Here is a 16,968-nt window from a genome sequence, read left to right as displayed (position 1 = left end):
GCGTCGCAGCTTGAGACCACTACCGCCAGCTGATCAGCGGGTGTTGCTCGTGCGGCTCCCCTGCAATCCAATCTTTCCGATCGGGCCGGTCTACCTGGCCGATCACCTGCACAAGCAGTTCCCGGATTTGCCGCAGCAGATCCTTGATCTGGCGGCCGTCCCACTCTTGGATGTCGAGGCTGTCCTGCTGGAGCGCATCGAGAGCTTCCGGCCCACGGTTCTGGTGTTCTCGTGGCGGGACATTCAGATCTATGCCCCGGTGGATGGCCGCGGTGGCAATCCGCTCCAGAACTCCTTCGAGGTCTTCTACGCCCTGAATCCGGTCCGCCGGCTGCGCGGTGCCTTCGGCGGCTTACGCCTGATGGCTTCGTTCTATGGAGAGCTCTGGCGCAATCTGCGCCTGGTGCGCCGTGGCTTGAAGCGGGCGCGGCGCCATCACCCCGGGGCCCAGGCGGTTCTGGGCGGCGGCGCCGTCAGTGTCTTCTACGAACAGCTCGGCAAACGTCTCCCCCGCGGCACCGTCGTCTCCGTCGGTGAGGGTGAGCCGCTGTTGGAGAAGCTCCTGCGCGGGGAGTCCCTCGCGAACGAGCGCTGTTTCCTGGCGGGAGACGCGCCACGGCCGGGTCTGATTCACGAGCAGCCCTCCGGCATGGAGAAGACGGCCTGCGACTACGACTACATCGCCTCGATCTGGCCGCAGCTCGATTGGTACCTCGACGGCGGCGACTTCTACGTCGGTGTTCAGACCAAGCGGGGCTGCCCCCACAACTGCTGCTACTGCGTCTACACGGTCGTTGAGGGCAAGGCGGTCCGGGTTAATCCCGTCGATGAGGTGATCGCTGAGATGCATCAGCTCTATCGGCGCGGGGTTCGCGGTTTCTGGTTCACCGATGCCCAATTCATCCCGGCCCGTCGCTACATCGACGACGCCAAGGAGCTGCTGCGGGCGGTGAAGGCCCAGGGCTGGAGCGATATTCGCTGGGCGGCCTACATCCGAGCCGACAACCTCGACGCCGAGCTCGCCCAGCTGATGGTCGAGACCGGCATGGACTACTTCGAGATCGGCATCACCTCGGGATCCCAGGAGCTCGTGCGCAAGATGCGGATGGGCTACAACCTGCGTACCGTCCTCGAGAACTGCCGCCTGCTCGCCGAGGCCGGGTTCCGGGAACACGTCTCGGTCAACTACTCGTTCAACGTCATCGACGAACGGCCCGAGACGATCCGCCAAACCGTCGCCTACCACCGCGAGCTGGAGCGGATTTTTGGCGCCGACAAGGTGGAGCCAGCGATCTTTTTCATCGGCCTGCAGCCCCACACCCATCTCGAGCAGTACGGCTTCGATCAGGGGCTGATTAAGCCCGGCTACAACCCGATGAGCATGCTGCCCTGGACGGCGCGGCAACTCCTTTGGAATCCTGAACCGATGGGCAGCACCTTTGGCCGCATCTGTTTGGAAGCCTTTGAGCGCAATCCCGCAGATTTCGGTCGCACCGTGATGGATTTGCTCGAGCGCGACTACGGCACCGCTCCCCTCGAAGAAGCGCTGCGCGCTCCCGTTGAAGGCCGAAAGGCCTTGGCGACGGCGACCCGCTAACTCAGCGCCACCAGCGGCGACGTACCAGGATTAAGCCCGCCAGGCCTGCCCAGCCGAGCAAGCCGCCGATGGGGTTGGGGCTGACGCCTCCCGGACCGAGCAGCCAGGCCGGACCGGCCTCCGGCACGCTGATCAGGCCGGCTTGGAGGGCAAACCAGCCGCCGACCAGTCCGCCGTGGAGTCCCACCGAGCCCCACAGCGCACCGTGATCGGCGCGTCGTTGCAGGGCCAAGGCAAGTCCTAGGAGCACCAGCCCCACCAGCAAGCCGATGGCTTCGAAGCCGGGAAGCTGATACCAGGGATGCACCAGGGCAAAGAAGGCGGCCTGCAGCCCGATCGCCCGCTGCCGCCCCCCGAGCAGCTCCAGCTCACCCCAGAGCCAACCCCGGAAGAGCAATTCCTCGGCAAAGCCCACCCCCAGCAGCAGGGCGATGGCATTCAGGAGTTCTCCTGAGGTGATCTGGCCTTGCCAGTGGCTTTGACCACTGAGCAGAAGGACGACCACCACGCCAAAGAGCAGTCCGGCCGCTTTCAGCAAGCCCCGCAGGAAAGCGCGCAGGCCGGCCGCCGCAGGCAGGACAACCCCCAGCGTCCGCCAGGGATGCTCAACGCCCCAGCCCTGGCGTAGGCGCCAAGGGAGGGTGAGCAGCAGCAGCACCAGCGCGAAGGCAACCCCAGCCAGGTCCACCTGGTCGGGGCGCCATTGGGGAAAGAGCAACGCCAGAGGCCTGGCACTCAACCAACCCAGCCCGTAGAGCACGGGCACATAGAGGAGCGTTCCCCACCAGTGCAACGTCGATCTGGTGGGGGCCTCCATCACTCTTCGGGCTCGATCGTGCTCGTGAGGCCCTTGGCCTTGAGGGTTTCGCTGTAAAACTCCGCCGGCTCGATATCGCAAACGATCACGAGGCCCACACCGGTGTTGTGGGCCTCCATCATCACGGCGATGGCGTCCTGCTCACTGAGGGAGGGCACCACCTGCCGCAGGGTGGACACCACGTATTCCATGGTGTTCACCGGGTCGTTGTGGAGCAGCACCTTGTAGCGGGGCGAGGGTTTGCGCACCCGCTCCGGCGCTTTCTCCATCACAGCGGCGCCACCGCTTTCGCGGCCAGGCGCCTGAGTTGATCGGATCATCCTGATCAGCTCCGGCATGACGAGGTAGGGACTTTAGGCAGCTCCTTAGGCCGCAGCTGCGGTGGGGGTCAGGGCTTCCTTGATCCGGCGCATGGCTTCATTGACGTTCTCGCGGCTGTTGAAGGCCGAAAGACGGAAGTAGCCCTCGCCGGCGGCACCAAAACCACTGCCGGGGGTGCCGACCACGTTGGCCTTGTTGAGGAGCAGATCGAAGAAGCCCCAGGAATCAACGCCTGCGGGGGTTTTGATCCAGACGTAGGGGGCCTGCTCGCCGCCGTAGACCGTCAGGCCTGCAGCGCTGAGTTCGCGGCGAATGATGGCGGCGTTCTCCATGTAGAAGCTGATCAGCCCCTTCACCTGGGCCTGACCTTCAGCGGAGTAGACCGCTTCGGCGCCCCGCTGAACGATGTAGCTGACACCGTTGAACTTGGTGCACTGGCGGCGGTTCCAGAGGCCCCAGAGTTCCACCTTTTCGCCGTTGGCCGCCGTGCCCATCAGGCCGCGGGGCACCACGGTCAGGGCGCAGCGGGTGCCGGTGAAGCCGGCGTTCTTGGAGAAGGAGCGGAACTCAATGGCGCATTCGCGGGCGCCCTCGATCTCATAGATGGAGTGGGGCAGCGAGGGGTCCTGAATGAAGGCCTCATAGGCCGCGTCAAACAGGATCAAGGCGTCGTTGGCTCGGGCGTAGTCAACCCAGGCCTTGAGCTGCTCCTTGGAGGCCACCGCACCGGTGGGGTTGTTGGGGAAGCACAGGTAGATCAGATCCACCTTCTCGCTGGGGATCTGGGCCGTGAAGCCGTTGTCGGCGCTGATGGGTAGGTAGGTCAGACCGCCGTACTGGCCGGCGTCATCGGCATCACCCGTGCGGCCTGCCATGACGTTGCTGTCGACGTACACCGGGTAGACGGGATCCGTGACGGCGATGCGGTTGCCGGTGCCAAGGATGTCGAGGATGTTCGAGCTATCGCACTTGGAGCCGTCGGAGACGAAGATCTCCTCGGCGCTGATGGTGCAGCCGCGGGCTTGGAAATCGTGGCTGGCGATCTTCTCGCGTAGCCAGGCGTAGCCCTGCTCGGGGCCGTACCCGTGGAAGCCTTCACGGGTCCCCATCTCGTCGATGGCCGACTTCATGGCGTTGCGGCAGGCCTCCGGTAGCGGCTCGGTGACATCGCCAATGCCCAGGCGAATGATCGGAGCGGTGGGATTGGCTTCGCTGAAGGCCTTGACGCGACGAGCGATCTCCGGGAAGAGGTAGCCCGCTTTGAGCTTGAGGTAGTTGCCGTTGACCTGGGCCATCTCACCGAGGGGCCGCGCGGGCCCGGTTGTACTGGCCGGATTGTCCTATGCGGAGGGGGCCCCCTGGGGGTGCCTCTGCATACGATCAAGACAGTGCCAGGCCTGCTGCTGTGACCACCGTTTTCGATGCACCGGTGGATTTCGACGCCCTGGTGGATCGCAGCATTGCCAAGCCGGGCCGCTATCTCGGCAATGAACTGGGGGTGGAGGAGCGGGACTGGGATCAGGTCTGGCCCGCCGCTGCCGTGCGCTGGGCCCTCACCTACCCCGAGATCTACGAGGTCGGCTCCAGCAACACCGGCCACATCATTCTCTATTCCATTCTCAACAGCGTCCCTGGGCAGATCTGTGACCGCAGTTATCTGCCCGGTCCGGATCTCGCGGACCGCTTGCGCGAGCGGGGAGCGCCCCTCTTTGCCGTGGAAAGTCGCCGGCCGCTGCCTGCCTTCGACATCCTCGGCTTCTCCCTCAGTTACGAGTTGGGAGCCACCAACATCCTGGCGATGTTGGAGTTGGCCCATGTGCCGATTCGGGCCGCCGATCGCGGCGATCTGCCCCTTGCGGATCCAGCCGCCCCTCCCCTGATCTTTGCCGGCGGTCCCACCGCCACCAGCAACCCGGAGCCCTTCGCGGCGTTCTTCGATTTCATCGTGCTGGGCGATGGCGAAGAGGTGTTGCCAGAGCTGGGTCTGGTGGTGGCCGAGGCCAAGGCTGCGGGGCTGAGCCGCAGTGCCTTGTTGCGGGACCTGGTCCAGGTGCCGGGGGTCTATGTCCCATCCCTCTACGGGCCGGGTCCCGATGGGGTGAGCCAGCAGCCGCTGCATCCGGGGGTGCCCAAGCGGGTCATGCGCCGCACCGCGACGCCCATGCCCCACTACGCGATGGGTCTGGTCCCCCACATCGAGACGGTGCACGACCGTCTCACCGTCGAAATCCGCCGCGGCTGCACCCGCGGTTGTCGCTTCTGCCAGCCGGGGATGCTCACCCGTCCGGCCCGGGACGCGGAACCGCAGGCCGTGGTGGAGGCCATTGAGACAGGCATGGAGCGTACGGGGTATTCCGACTTCTCCCTGCTCTCGCTGAGCTGCTCGGACTATTTGGCGCTGCCCGCGGTGGGGGTGGAGTTGCGCAACCGCCTGGCGGACAAGAACGTCACCTTGACCCTGCCGAGTCAGCGGGTTGATCGCTTCGACAGCAATATTGCCCACATCCTGGGCGGCACCCGACGGGCTGGTCTGACCTTCGCGCCCGAGGCCGGCACCCAGCGTTTGCGGGACATCGTCAATAAGGGGCTCACGGATGCTGAGCTGCTGCGGGGCATTCGCACCGCCATGGAGAGCGGCTACCGCAAGATCAAGCTCTATTTCATGATCGGCCTGCCCGGTGAAACGGATGCCGACGTTCTGGGCATCGCCGAGACCTGCCGGTCGTTGCAGCAGCAGTGCCGGGACCTGGGACGGTTGGAGCTCAACCTGACCATCAGCAACTTCACGCCCAAGCCTCACACCCCGTTCCAGTGGCACAGCGTCAGCACGGCTGAATTCGTGCGCCGTCAGCAGCTGCTGCGCGACGCTCTGCGCCAGTTGCGTGGCCTGAAGACGAATTTCACCGATGTGCGCCTTTCGGCGATGGAGGACTTTGTTGGGCGGGGAGATCGCCGTCTCGCGCCTGTGATCGAGGCGGCTTGGCGGGCTGGTGCGGGGCTGGATGCCTGGTTCGAAGCCGCCCACCGCACCTATCAGGCCTGGACCGATGCCATCGAGGCGGCGGAGTTGGGCGGGCGTTACCGCGAGCACGAGATGGGGGAGTGGAGTTCCGCCGAGGGCATGGACCCAAGCGACCTAGCGGCCTTCTGCGCCCAGCCCCTGCCCTGGGATCACATCGATTCAGGGGTGGAGAAACGCTGGCTGGCTGAGGACCTGCGCAACGCCCTGGCGGCGGCCGTGGTGCCGGACTGCTCCTTTGAGGGCTGCAGCAGCTGCGGGGTTTGCGGCCCCGAGTTGGGCCACAACGTGGTGGTCGCCCCGCCTGCGATTCCGGAGCCCCTTCCCCAGCGTCCTCCCGCCAGCGAGCGGATCCAACGCCTCCGCTTCCGCTTTGCCAAGACGGGGTCCTTGGCTTTGCTCAGCCACCTGGATCTGGTGCGCCTGATGGAGCGCGCCCTGCGCCGCTCGGGGCTGCCCGTGAGCTTTACCGGAGGCTTCCACCCCTTGCCGCGGGTGCAGTTCGCTTTGGCTTTGCCCCTGGGCGCCGAAGCGGATGGGGAATGGATGGATGTCGAGTTCACGGCTCCGTTGGATCCGGAGCCGGCTCGCCAGCAGCTCCAGCGCCAACTGCCCCCCGGCTTCGCGCTGCTCGAGGTCCAGCCCGTGGAGGTCTTTGGTTCCAGCCTCTCGCAGGAGCTCTCTGGTGCGATCTGGGTCGCCCAGTGGCGGGTGGAGCACGGCCAGGCCAAGGCGACGTCCGAGGAATGGGCGGCGGCGGCGGCGGGTCTGTTGGCCCAGGAGAGCTGGATTTGGGAGGACACCGATAAGAAGGGGCGGCCTCGGCAACGGGACCTCAGGCCTTACCTGAGCGCGCTGGAGCTGCTTCCCCGTTCGGCCGACGATCCCGATCTTCAGGGGCTTCGCTACAGCGCAGTGGTGGATCCTGCCGGCCGCAGTTTGAAGCCGGAACAGCTGCAGCAATGGTTCGCGGGACGCTTGGCTCGGCCCTTGGCGCTGGTGGGCCTGCGGCGCCAATCGTTACTGCTCCAAAGCCCTTCTGACTCTTGAAATCAACCGTGCTAGCTTGCGATCAGGACAGCAGATCCTTGACCGAAGTCGGTTCGTTGATCTCTCCTTCGCCCCGTCAACCGATGTTGATGGCGAGCGAGTGGAACTTCCTCAGCAGCTTTCACGAGTTTCCCTTCCTGAAAGTCGCTTAAGGCGGCGCTGTTCAGACGGGCACCAATTGGCACCCGCAACTCTTTCGCGTTCAACCTCGCTGGTTCAACGCCCCCCTCTTTCGCCGCAGCTTCAGCCTCGGCGTCGTGTTCTGAGCTTTTCTCACATCCCACTGGCAGGAGTCACCCGGCATCGGCGATGCCGCGATCAGATCTCTGTCTCAGGCCAACGCACTGCGTTCGGCGCGTCATTTCTTATCCCTTCCTGCCCCGTGCAGGTCATTTCCTGACCTTCCATGCCCCAGCAGATCGTCATCGCCGAGCAACTGCGGATTGCCGCTGTTCTCACCGATGAGCGTGTCGACGAACTCGTCGTCGCACAGGGTCGCTATCAAATCGGTGACGTGTATCTCGGGACGATCGAGAACGTCCTCCCTGGCATTGATGCCGCCTTCGTCAACATCGGTGAGGGTGAGAAGAACGGCTTTATTCATGTCACGGACCTCGGTCCACTTCGCCTGAAGAAAGGCACCGTCGGCATCACCGAGCTGCTGGAGCCCCGGCAGAAGGTGCTCGTTCAGGTGATGAAGGAGCCCACCGGAACGAAGGGGCCTCGGCTGACGGGAAATCTCACTCTGCCTGGCCGGTTCCTGGTGCTTCAACCCCATGGTCAGGGGGTGAATATCTCGCGCCGGATCACTGCTGAGAGCGAGCGCAACCGCCTGCGTGCCCTCGGTGTCTTGATCAAGCCCCCCGGTGCAGGCTTGCTGATCCGCACCGAGGCCGAAGGGATCAGCGAAGAGCTGCTGATCGACGACCTCGAGGCGCTCCTGCGCCAGTGGGAAGCCATCCAGACGGCCGCTGAATCCGCGAACCCGCCGGTTCTGCTGAACCGCGACGACGATTTCATCCACCGGATCCTGCGCGACCACTACACCCCTGAGGTGGCGCGGATTGTGGTGGACGCTCCGGATGCGGTCTCCCGGGTCAACACGTTCCTGGGCAACGATCCCCACCCCGTGCTGGTGGAGCACCACAGTGAGCCCACCGAGATCCTGGAGCACTACAAGGTCAACGCGGCCATTCGCGATGCCCTCAAGCCTCGGGTGGATCTGCCTTCGGGCGGTTACGTGATCATCGAGCCCACCGAGGCCCTGACGGTGATTGACGTCAACTCGGGCTCTTTCACCCGCTCGGCCAATGCCCGCGAGACGGTGCTGTGGACCAACTACGAGGCAGCCACCGAGATCGCCCGTCAGCTGAAACTGCGCAACATCGGTGGCGTGGTGATCATCGACTTCATCGACATGGAGTCCCGCCGCGATCAGCTGCAACTGCTCGAGCACTTCACCTCTGAAGTGCGCTCCGATTCAGCCCGCCCACAGATTGCTCAGATCAGCGAACTGGGCTTGGTGGAGCTCACCCGCAAGCGCCAGGGCCAGAACATTTATGAGCTCTTCGGCCGGGCCTGCCCCAGTTGCGGTGGCCTGGGTCACGTGGTGGTTCTGCCTGGTCAAGACACGCTTCAGCCCCTGGCGAGCGTCTCGGGTTTGGTGCGCTCCGCCGCCTCGGCCCGCGCTGAAGCCTCGACCCCTGCAGCTCTGGAGGGCGGCAGTGGTGGCCGTCGCCGCGGCCGCGGTCGCGGTGGACGCAGTTCCGATGGCGACAGCACCACCGCCTATGACGACGGCGCTGTGGTGGTGTCGGCCCAAGTCGATGCTGCGCCTCAGGCCAGCAGCGGCTCGGAGGGCCACAACCGCCGGCCTGAGCCGGAACTGATGGCTGTTCCGATGGAGCCTGACCAGGAATTGGTCTATGGCTGGCTGGGCCTGAACCCAGCGCTGCTGCTTGATCCGGCTCCAAATCCCGACAACCTCATGGTGCGGGTCGTGCGTCCGGGGCAAGACGCTGAAGCGGTCCTCGATGAGGCCCGCCAGCAGCTGGCGGCCGCCGGTCCCCGCCGTCGCCGCCGTGGTCGCGGTGGCAACATCGGCAATGGACACAGCGCTGCTCCGGCCCCGGTCGCCGTCGCGCAGACCGAGCCCATGGGCGTGGCGATCACCCCCCTGCCCACCGTCTCGATCACGGAAGTGGCGCTCACGGATTCTTCAGTGACCACGGTGTCGATCCCCGATTCAACGGCCACGACGGCGTCCCAGGACGAAGCTGCGCCTGCCCGCACGGGCCGCACCCGCACCCGGAGCCGCAGCAGTGCAGCCGCAGCCAGCGTGGCCGTAACCGAAGCGCCCGCGGCGACGGTCGCCGTGGTCTCGGCGCCGCCTGCAGAGGAGGCTGAGGACAACGGTGAGCCCCGCCGCCGCCGCCGCCGTTCGTCGGCCAGCGACTGAGGCCCGCGGCGGCGATGCGGATCGCTGGCGTCGATGAAGTCGGACGGGGCTGCTGGTTTGGCCCTGTCTTTGCTGGGGCCGTGATCTTGAGCGACTCCGCCCGCGAGTCCCTGGCCGCGGCTGGCTTGACCGACAGCAAGGCCCTCTCGGCCAAGCGCCGGGCCCAGCTGGTGCCCTTGATCCTTAAGCAGGCGGAGGCCTGGGCCCTTGGGCAGGCTTCAGCCCTCGAGATCGACCGCTTTGGCATTCGCAGCGCCACCGAACGGGCGATGCTGCGGGCGTTGCAGCGCCTGGGTTCCCCGGCCCCAGACCATGTCCTGGTGGACGGGAACCTGCCCCTGCGTCTTTGGGCGGGCTCGCAGGAGACGGTGGTGCGCGGCGACAGCGAGCACCTGGAGATTGCGGCGGCCAGTGTGTTGGCCAAGTATGCCCGCGATGCCCTCTTGGTGCGTCTAGCCCAGCGCTTCCCCGGCTATGGCTTTGAGCGTCACGCGGGCTATGGGACCGCCCAGCACCGGGCGGCTGTGCTCGAGCTGGGGCCGACCGTCTTGCATCGCCGCAGTTTTCTGCGGAAGGTCCTGGCGGCCTAGGTCTTGGCGCCGGCCGGGTTGATCGCGTGCTGGGCACACCAGCGCTGGAAATCGCTGATCAATTGCTGACCGACCCGGGTCTTGATGCCTAACAGGATGCCGGCGAGTAGGGAGCGGCCGGTGGCCTCGAGCACCTTGGCCGGAATCAGTTTCAGCAGGCTGGGTTGACTGACGCTCACCGCCAGGCTGGCCTCACCCACCAAGGCACCGTCTCGGGCCTCCAGCCAGGAGCCCAGGCTGAGCTGGAAATCATCGACGACCCCAAGGCCCTCGAGCTGGCAGTCGATGGCTTCGAGTTCGATGCGGTTGGGGCTGCGGCGGGCGACGAGGTCCACCACGGGTTGGATCTGCAGCTGAAAGACCTGCAGTTTGGTCACCGTGTAACGGTAGCGCCCAGGCGCGATCTTGCTGAGCTGCTGGGCTTCGAGCAGGGCCTCAATGACCTGCTCTTCGTCGTCCAGGTAGGCACCCAGACGGTCGGCGTTTTGCTGCACCGGCAACTGCAACGCTTGACTGGCACTGAAGGCCAGGGGCATCAAAGGGCGGCCGGGGCGCCATGATCCTATCGAGCACGGCCCGATCAGCCCAATGCGCATTGCTTTTCTTGGCCCGGTGGGCACCTATGGGGAGCAGGCGGCCCAGGCCTTCGCGAAGCTCGAGCAGTGGGAGGCGCCTGAATTGCTGCCCCAGACGGGCATCCGCGCGGTGATCCAGGCCCTGGCGGCCGGCCGGGTGGAAGCGGCTGTCGTCCCCGTCGAGAACTCCGTGGAAGGCGGGGTCACCGCTTGCCTGGATGCTCTCTGGGAGCACCCGGAGCTGGAGATTGCCCGGGCGGTGGTCCTGCCGATTCGCCATGCCCTAGTGGGGAGCGGCAGTGTCGGGGGGGTCAGTGAAGTGCTCTCCCACCCCCAAGCTCTGGCGCAGTGCAGCCTCTGGCTGAGCAACAACCTGCCCAATGCCCTGCAGCTGCCCACCAGCTCCACCGCCGAGGCGGCCCGGATGGTGGCCGGGAGTCATTTCCGCGCCGCCATCGCCTCCCAGCAGGCTGCGAAGGAGCACGGGCTCGAGGACCTGGCCTATCCGATCAATGATGTGCCGGGCAACTGCACCCGCTTTTTGCTGCTCCGCCAAGGGGAGCGCAATTGGCAAGGGGAGCTGGCCAGCTTGGCCTTCTCGCTTCAGGCCAACCAGCCCGGTGCCCTGCTTAAGGCCCTGGCTTGTTTTGCCCACCGCGGCTTGAACATGAGCCGGATCGAGTCCCGCCCCTCCAAGCGGGAAATGGGCGAATACATCTTTTTTGTGGACCTGGAGCTTCCCGAAGGAGCGGAGCCCCTGCACCAGGCCATGGAGGAACTCAAGCCCCTCTGCGAGCACCTGGCGGTCTTTGGCGCCTACCCGATGACCCTGCTCTAGGCCGCCGGTTTGCGGGTTCGGAAGACGCCGAACTGCATCATTCCAGTAGCGAAGCCCCAGTGCATCAGCAGCAGGGTCGGCGACTCCCGCAGGCCCATCAAGACCGCTTTGGGACCGAGGCCCAGCACCGCACCGGGTCGGCGGACGCCTTCAAGGATCGATTCGATCCAGGAGGGCAGCGTCTCGCGGCTCCAATCCGCGGTCTCCACCAGGGCGCCATGGCTCCAGCGGCTCTGCTCGAGGTTGCGGCGAAACCCCGGGATGCTGGCGAATTCCGGGTGGGCCCACTGCACGAGCAGCTGGTGCATCACCCAGCGCTCCTTGCGGTTCAGGGGTTTGACCTCGGGATCGCGGCGGTTCCAGTCGGCTACGGCCAGGAGGCCACCGGGTTTGAGCACCCGCAGCAATTCATCTGCGTAGCGCTGCTTGTCGGGCATGTGGGGGCCTGCTTCCACGCTCCAGACCGCGTCAAAACTGGCGTCCTCCAGTTGCAGATCCAGGGCATTCATCACGGCGAAGCGGCAACTCAGGCCCTCGGGTGTGAGCTGCTGGGCTCGCTGGATTTGTCCTGGACTGATGCTGATGCCGAGCACATTCAGGCCGTAGTCGCGGGCCAGGATCCGGGCACTGCCACCGATGCCGCAGCCCACATCCAGAACGGTGCTGCCCGGGGGAAGTTGATCCAGTCCACTCCAGCGCACTAGCTCATGGACGAAGTCCGCCTTGGCGGCTCGGAAATCCCGGGATTGCGGTGGGGAGCCGTAGTGGCCGAGGTGCACGTGATCGCCCCAAAGCCGCTCCAGCAGCTGGTCATCGGTCCAGCGGTCGTAGGCCTCCGCCACGCTGTCGGTGCTCTCGAAGGCGCGGTCTCGGGAGGACCAAATCGCGAGGCCAATCAAGAGCAGGACAGCCGCAATCGCGACGGTCAGCATCAGGCCGCTCGCCCAAGGGGAGAGCAGCGCCAAAACGGCGGTGGTGGTCATCTCAGTCGTCCTCGCTCTCGCCGGTCTTCAGGTCCCGCAGGGTCGACTCCAGGACGGTGCGGGCGGCCAGCTGGCGGCGGGTCTCATCCAGCAGCTCGAACTCTTGTCGCAGCCGTTCTTCGGTGTTCGTAATCTCCAGCAGGGCCTGCTGCTGATCGGCAACGGGGCCCCCCAGATGTGAACCAATCCAATAGGAGAGTTCCCGCGGGAGATCGGGCAGGTCGCTGGGGAGGCTCGTGGGCTTGCCCATCAGCTTTCCGGTGAGCTCCACCACGTCTTTAAGAGCACCACTGACTTCGCCTGAGAGCTCCTGCAGTTGGTTGTGGTCTTCGGGTTGCTCGTCTTCAATCCAACTGACTAGACCGACTTTGAAGGGGGCTTCGCGTACCACTTCCAGCAGCCTGAAGCGCTGCTGGCCCATGGTGACGATGTAGCTGCGGTCGTCGTCTTGGGTCTGGCACTGAAGGATTTCCGCACAACAGCCCACGCTGGCCATCGTTCCTTCTTGGGGGTCCCAGCGGACCACACCAAAGCGCCGGTCGCTTTCGAGGACCGTGCGCAGCATCATCCGGTACCTCGGCTCAAAGATGTGCAACGGCAGCACTTCCTGGGGGAAGAGCACCACATCCGGCAGCGGGAACAGCGGCAGTTCTCTCACGGCCAGTTGCGTCACGTTGTTGCACCTGTGCCTTGCGAGGGCGAATCCTAGGCAGCGGTGTTTCGGCTTCGTGTGGTTCGAACACACAAAAAAACCCGCCCTGGGGCGGGTTTTGGAGATCCAGCTGCGGTGGCTAGGAATCAGAGCTTGACTTCGATGTCAACGCCGCTGGGCAGGTCCAGCTTCATCAGCGCGTCGATGGTCTTGGCTGAGGGGCTGTAGATATCGATGATCCGGCGGTGGGTGCGGGTCTCGAAGTGCTCACGGGAGTCCTTGTCCACGTGGGGCGAGCGCAGCACGCAGTAGATCTTGCGCTTGGTGGGCAGGGGAATTGGACCGATCGCAGTTGCAGCGGTGTGATCAGCCGTTTCGATGATTTTTTCGCAGGACAGATCCAGCATGCGGCGATCAAACGCCTTCAGGCGGATGCGGATCTTCTGCTGGGCAATAGCGGTGGACATGGAGTGTCTGACGTCGTTAAGCGTTCAACGGTTCTGGCTTGATCCTTGATGGATGAAGGCGCAGGAAGGGAAGCGCTGGGTGCCGGGGAACCGGAACAAACCCAAAGCAGCTGGATTGTCGAGGTGCATGAGAGAGGGGTGGAGACGCGCTCCACCCCTCAACCCTAGATCACGGCCGAGGCCGGATCAGCAGGATCAGGCGATGATCTTGGAGACCACGCCAGCACCGATGGTGCGGCCGCCTTCGCGGATAGCGAAGCGCATGCCTTGCTCGATGGCGACGGGGCAGATCAGCTCGCCGGTCATCTTGATGCGGTCACCGGGCATCACCATTTCCACGTTGGAGCCGTCGTCGGAGGTGAAAGCGGTGATTTGACCGGTCACGTCGGTCGTACGGATGTAGAACTGCGGGCGGTAGCCAGCAAAGAAGGGGGTGTGGCGGCCGCCTTCTTCCTTCTTCAGCACGTAGACCTCACCCTCGAACTTGGTGTGAGGGGTGATGGAGCCGGGCTTCACGAGCACCATGCCGCGCTCGATGTCTTCCTTCTGGATGCCGCGGAGCAGCAGACCCACGTTGTCGCCGGCCATGCCCTCGTCGAGCAGCTTGCGGAACATCTCCACACCGGTGACGGTGGTCTTGCGGGTGTCCTTGATACCCACAATCTCGATTTCTTCGCCGACCTTGACCACACCGCGCTCGATGCGGCCGGTGGCGACGGTGCCGCGACCGGTGATGGAGAAGACGTCTTCGACAGCCATCAGGAAGGGCTTGTCGACTTCACGCTCGGGCTCGGGGATGGCGGAGTCAACCGCATCCATCAGCTCGTCGATCTTGGCTTCCCACTCAGCGTCGCCTTCGATGGCCTTCAGGCCGGAGACTTTGATGACGGGGATGTCGTCGCCGGGGAAGTCGTAGCTGCTCAGGAGCTCACGGATTTCCATTTCGACGAGCTCGAGGATTTCCTCGTCGTCGACCATGTCGCACTTGTTCAGTGCAACCACCAGAGCGGGAACGCCCACCTGCTTGGCCAGGAGGATGTGCTCCTTGGTTTGGGCCATGGGGCCGTCGGTGGCGGCGCAGACCAGGATGGCGCCGTCCATCTGGGCGGCACCGGTGATCATATTCTTAACGTAGTCCGCGTGGCCGGGGCAGTCCACGTGGGCGTAGTGACGACCGGCGGTCTCGTACTCAACGTGAGCGGTGTTGATGGTGATACCGCGCTCACGCTCTTCGGGAGCACCGTCGATGTCGGCGTAGTTCTGCACTTCCGCCTGACCCTTCTTGGCCAGCACGTTGGTGATGGCGGCGGTGAGGGTGGTCTTGCCGTGGTCAACGTGGCCGATGGTGCCGATGTTGACGTGGGGCTTATTCCTTTCGAACTTCTCGCGAGCCATGATTAAAAAGAATCGGGGGGTGAATGGGTAGGAAAAAGATCAGGAATTGCCCTGATTCTTGGAGATGATGGCTTCTGCCACATTGCGAGGAACTTCCTCGTAATGGCTGAATTCCATCGAGAAGATACCCCGACCCTGGGTCATGGATCGGAGCTGGGTGGCGTAGCCGAACATCTCGGCCAGGGGCACCTTGGACTGGACCTTGGACTGACCATCATCGATGGACTGTCCTTCAACCTGACCGCGGCGCGATGAGAGGTCACCGATGACGCTTCCGAGGAAGTCGTCGGGAACCTCAACTTCGACCTTCATCATGGGCTCAAGAAGTACAGGATTGCACTTCTTGACGCCGTCTTTGAAGGCCATGGAGCCGGCGATTTTGAACGCCATCTCCGACGAGTCGACGTCATGGTACGACCCGTCGACCATGGTGACCTTGACATCGATCAGGGGGAAACCGGCAATCACGCCGGACTGGCAGGTTTCCTTCATGCCGGCCTCGGCCGGACCGATGTACTCCTTGGGAACGACACCGCCAACAATCTTGTTGACGAACTCGAATCCGGTGCCCGGCTCGCCGGGCTCCATTTCGATCACCACGTGGCCGTACTGGCCCTTTCCACCGGTTTGACGGGCAAATTTGCCCTCGCCCTTGGCACTTGCGCGAATGGTTTCGCGGTAGGACACCTGAGGCGCACCGATGTTGGCTTCGACCTTGAATTCGCGCAGCATGCGGTCCACCAGGATTTCCAGGTGGAGTTCGCCCATGCCGGCGATCACGGTCTGGCTGGTCTCCGGATCGGTGGAGACCCGGAAGGTGGGGTCTTCCTCCGACAGGGACTGCAGGGCCTTGGAGAGTTTCTCCATGTCGCCCTTGGTCTTGGGTTCCACGGCCACCGAGATCACAGGCTCGGGGATGTAGAGCGATTCCAGAATGATCGGATCGGAATCGACGCAGAGGGTGTCGCCGGTGGTGGTGTTCTTGAGGCCCAGAACAGCACCGAGGTCACCCGCGCGCAGCTCGTCGACTTCCTCGCGGTCGTCGGCCTTGAGCACGATCAGGCGGGAAATGCGTTCCTTCTTGTCCTTGGTGGAGTTCAGAATGTAGCTGCCCTTCTGGAGCACACCGGAGTACATCCGGATGAAGGTCAGCTTGCCGAAGGGATCGGCCATCACCTTGAACGCCAGGGCGCTGAAGGGAGCGTTGTCGTCGGAGGGGCGAACAGCTTCGTCGCCGTTGGGGAGGACGCCCTGAATCGGGGGCACGTCCACGGGAGCGGGCAGGTAGTCGACGACGGCGTCGAGCAGCAGCTGCACACCCTTGTTCTTGAAGGCCGAGCCGCACAGAACCGGCACCAGGCCGTGCTTCAGCACGCCATCACGGATGCCTTTGACCAGTTCAGCTTCAGAGAGTTCACCCTCTTCGAGGAACTTCTCGATCAGTGCTTCATCGGTTTCAGCGATGGTCTCCATCAGAGTGGCGCGCCACTCGTCGACGAGATCCTTCATGTCGGCGGGCACATCGGTCTCTTCGATGTCCTGACCCAGGTCGTCTTTGTAGATGAACGCGCGGTTCTTGACGAGGTCGATGATGCCGCTCAGTTCACCCTCAGCGCCGATGGGCAGCTGGATGGGAACGGCGTTGGCCTTCAGGCGGTCCTTGATCTGACCGTGCACCTTCAGGAAGTCAGCGCCGGTGCGGTCCATCTTGTTGACGAACACCATGCGGGGAACGCTGTAGCGATCCGCTTGGCGCCAGACGGTTTCCGACTGGGGCTGAACACCACCCACGGCGCAGAACACAGCGATTACGCCGTCCAGCACCCGCATGGAACGCTCCACCTCGATGGTGAAGTCCACGTGACCAGGGGTATCAATGATGTTGATCCGGTGGTCTTTCCAGCTGGTGGAAATCGCAGCAGCGGTGATGGTGATGCCCCGCTCGCGCTCCTGGGCCATCCAGTCGGTCACGGCGGCGCCATCGTGCACCTCACCGATCTTGTGCACCACACCTGAATAGAACAGGATTCGTTCGGTGGTGGTGGTTTTACCGGCATCAATGTGTGCCGCAATACCAATATTCCTGACGCGTTCCAGGGGAATAGCGCGAGCCACGGGGCAGGTCTCCGGAGGGTGGGATCGACAAAAAAGCGGGCGTCACTCTACAAGTCGGTCTCACCCGACCCGAGATGCAGCAGGACCGCTC

General features: G+C 64.3%; 14 protein-coding genes and 1 pseudogene. 5 read left to right on the top strand and 10 right to left on the bottom strand.

All coding sequences use genetic code 11. The features are described from left to right. Window positions 1–40 precede the first annotated feature (40 nt). Entirely contained in the window at window positions 41–1,597 is a 1,557-nt protein-coding gene (locus tag H0O22_RS08740) for a photosystem II high light acclimation radical SAM protein (protein ID WP_255439244.1), read from the top strand. 1 nt (window position 1,598) lies between these two features. On the opposite strand, the gene H0O22_RS08735 is transcribed toward H0O22_RS08740, so the two are convergent. Genes H0O22_RS08735 through H0O22_RS08725 form a run of 3 tightly spaced genes read right to left on the bottom strand, consistent with a single transcriptional unit; the run spans window position 1,599 to window position 4,030 of the window. Continuing rightward, window positions 1,599–2,414, bottom strand: coding sequence for a CPBP family intramembrane glutamic endopeptidase (locus H0O22_RS08735; RefSeq protein WP_185186293.1), 816 nt, complete (start codon window positions 2,412–2,414; stop codon window positions 1,599–1,601). Further along, complete coding sequence (gene clpS, locus H0O22_RS08730; RefSeq protein WP_185186292.1) at window positions 2,414–2,734, bottom strand: ATP-dependent Clp protease adapter ClpS; 321 nt, start codon at window positions 2,732–2,734, stop codon at window positions 2,414–2,416. Before clpS ends, H0O22_RS08735 begins: the two co-directional genes overlap by 1 nt. A 45-nt stretch (window positions 2,735–2,779) precedes the next feature. Then, a complete protein-coding gene (locus tag H0O22_RS08725; RefSeq protein WP_185186291.1) occupies window positions 2,780–4,030 on the bottom strand; it encodes an LL-diaminopimelate aminotransferase in 1,251 nt (416 codons plus the stop codon). Between the two features lie 110 nt (window positions 4,031–4,140). On the opposite strand from H0O22_RS08725, the gene H0O22_RS08720 reads away from it, so the two are divergent. After that, complete coding sequence (locus H0O22_RS08720) at window positions 4,141–6,804, top strand: TIGR03960 family B12-binding radical SAM protein (protein WP_185186290.1); 2,664 nt, start codon at window positions 4,141–4,143, stop codon at window positions 6,802–6,804. 406 nt (window positions 6,805–7,210) lie between these two features. Beyond that, window positions 7,211–8,356: pseudogene (locus tag H0O22_RS13450) on the top strand (Rne/Rng family ribonuclease); the annotation flags it as partial. On the opposite strand, the gene H0O22_RS13445 reads toward H0O22_RS13450, so the two are convergent. Next, window positions 8,285–8,668, bottom strand: a complete 384-nt coding sequence (locus H0O22_RS13445; protein WP_370521516.1) for a hypothetical protein — start codon at window positions 8,666–8,668, stop codon at window positions 8,285–8,287. The pseudogene H0O22_RS13450 and the gene H0O22_RS13445 sit on opposite strands and share 72 nt — an antisense overlap. A 608-nt stretch (window positions 8,669–9,276) precedes the next feature. Between H0O22_RS13445 and H0O22_RS08710 the strand changes: the two genes are divergently transcribed. After that, window positions 9,277–9,852, top strand: coding sequence for a ribonuclease HII (locus H0O22_RS08710; RefSeq protein WP_185186288.1), 576 nt, complete (start codon window positions 9,277–9,279; stop codon window positions 9,850–9,852). On the opposite strand, the gene H0O22_RS08705 is transcribed toward H0O22_RS08710, so the two are convergent. Then, a complete protein-coding gene (locus H0O22_RS08705; RefSeq protein ID WP_185186287.1) occupies window positions 9,849–10,388 on the bottom strand; it encodes a DUF1997 domain-containing protein in 540 nt (179 codons plus the stop codon). The two genes, H0O22_RS08710 and H0O22_RS08705, sit on opposite strands and share 4 nt — an antisense overlap. 52 nt (window positions 10,389–10,440) lie before the next feature. Between H0O22_RS08705 and pheA the strand changes: the two genes are divergently transcribed. Next, window positions 10,441–11,265, top strand: coding sequence for a prephenate dehydratase (gene pheA / locus H0O22_RS08700; protein ID WP_185186286.1), 825 nt, complete (start codon window positions 10,441–10,443; stop codon window positions 11,263–11,265). Here the strand turns inward: pheA and H0O22_RS08695 are convergent. The 5 genes from H0O22_RS08695 to fusA all read right to left on the bottom strand — a co-directional run bounded on the left by H0O22_RS08695 (window position 11,262) and on the right by fusA (window position 16,877). Continuing rightward, on the bottom strand, window positions 11,262–12,197 hold the full coding sequence (locus H0O22_RS08695) for a methyltransferase domain-containing protein (RefSeq protein ID WP_185188379.1): 936 nt from the start codon (window positions 12,195–12,197) through the stop codon (window positions 11,262–11,264). The genes pheA and H0O22_RS08695 overlap by 4 nt on opposite strands. A gap of 52 nt (window positions 12,198–12,249) precedes the next feature. After that, window positions 12,250–12,921, bottom strand: coding sequence for an LON peptidase substrate-binding domain-containing protein (locus H0O22_RS08690; RefSeq protein WP_185186285.1), 672 nt, complete (start codon window positions 12,919–12,921; stop codon window positions 12,250–12,252). Window positions 12,922–13,046: 125 nt separating this feature from the next. Continuing rightward, on the bottom strand, window positions 13,047–13,367 hold the full coding sequence (gene rpsJ, locus H0O22_RS08685; RefSeq protein WP_006910513.1) for a 30S ribosomal protein S10: 321 nt from the start codon (window positions 13,365–13,367) through the stop codon (window positions 13,047–13,049). Window positions 13,368–13,562: 195 nt separating this feature from the next. Further along, entirely contained in the window at window positions 13,563–14,762 is a 1,200-nt protein-coding gene (tuf, locus tag H0O22_RS08680) for an elongation factor Tu (protein ID WP_185186284.1), read from the bottom strand. 39 nt (window positions 14,763–14,801) lie between these two features. Then, entirely contained in the window at window positions 14,802–16,877 is a 2,076-nt protein-coding gene (gene fusA, locus H0O22_RS08675) for an elongation factor G (protein WP_185186283.1), read from the bottom strand. Between the last annotated feature and the right edge of the window lie 91 nt (window positions 16,878–16,968).

It is taken from the genome of Synechococcus sp. LTW-R (assembly GCF_014217875.1).
GTDB lineage: Bacteria > Cyanobacteriota > Cyanobacteriia > PCC-6307 > Cyanobiaceae > Vulcanococcus.
The sequence above is the reverse complement of the archived record's forward strand: the minus strand, read 5'-3'. Positions and strand labels throughout refer to the sequence as shown.

Excerpts from the sequence above, each read along its gene's own strand:
- H0O22_RS08710 (WP_185186288.1), top strand. The coding sequence starts at position 9,277 with ATGCGGATCGCTGGCGTCGATGAAGTCGGACGGGGCTGCTGGTTTGGC.
- tuf (WP_185186284.1), bottom strand. The coding sequence starts at position 14,762 with ATGGCTCGCGAGAAGTTCGAAAGGAATAAGCCCCACGTCAACATCGGC.
- rpsJ (WP_006910513.1), bottom strand. The coding sequence starts at position 13,367 with ATGTCCACCGCTATTGCCCAGCAGAAGATCCGCATCCGCCTGAAGGCG.
- H0O22_RS08695 (WP_185188379.1), bottom strand. The coding sequence starts at position 12,197 with ATGCTGACCGTCGCGATTGCGGCTGTCCTGCTCTTGATTGGCCTCGCG.
- H0O22_RS08705 (WP_185186287.1), bottom strand. The coding sequence starts at position 10,388 with ATGCCCCTGGCCTTCAGTGCCAGTCAAGCGTTGCAGTTGCCGGTGCAG.
- H0O22_RS08735 (WP_185186293.1), bottom strand. The coding sequence starts at position 2,414 with ATGGAGGCCCCCACCAGATCGACGTTGCACTGGTGGGGAACGCTCCTC.
- pheA (WP_185186286.1), top strand. The coding sequence starts at position 10,441 with ATGCGCATTGCTTTTCTTGGCCCGGTGGGCACCTATGGGGAGCAGGCG.
- H0O22_RS08725 (WP_185186291.1), bottom strand. The coding sequence starts at position 4,030 with ATGGCCCAGGTCAACGGCAACTACCTCAAGCTCAAAGCGGGCTACCTC.
- clpS (WP_185186292.1), bottom strand. The coding sequence starts at position 2,734 with ATGATCCGATCAACTCAGGCGCCTGGCCGCGAAAGCGGTGGCGCCGCT.